The organism is Arthrospira sp. PCC 8006 (assembly GCF_046480465.1).
Taxonomy (GTDB): Bacteria; Cyanobacteriota; Cyanobacteriia; order Cyanobacteriales; family Microcoleaceae; genus Limnospira; species Limnospira platensis.
In genome coordinates, this window is the sequence record NZ_PKGG01000563.1 from 1 (window position 1) to 433 (window position 433).

The window sequence follows — 433 nt, forward strand, 5'->3', positions numbered from 1 at the left end:
AAGAAGCACGCTCTCTGAATTTATCAGCCCCACAGCTTGTCAAGGGAAGCTCAATAAATACTTGGCAAGATTTAGCATTGTGGTCGGCAAATCCGCAAAATCAATCCCAACTTTCTCAGCCTGAACCCCGCATTCCTCGAACAGTTACATTCTATTCTTTTAAAGGGGGAGTTGGTCGAACAACTGCCTTAATTCATGTGGCTTGGATTTTAGCTATGCGCGGTCGTAAAGTTGTGGCGGTTGACTTAGATTTAGAAGCGCCTGGTTTGAGTACAGCTTTTAGCTTAAACCCACTACCTGAATTTGGTATTGTGGATTATTTTTATGAGCGATCTTATTTACCAGAAGGGTTAGAAACCAACGTTTTAATCACCAAGATATTTGGGGAAGTTACAATACCTAATGCTACAGGAAGACTCTTTATTGTACCTGC

General features: G+C 41.6%; 1 protein-coding gene. It reads left to right on the forward strand.

From position 1 onward, the window contains the following. A partial coding sequence (locus B9T16_RS29390; protein WP_410246469.1) for a ParA family protein occupies positions 1 to 433 on the forward strand: 433 nt, incomplete at both ends.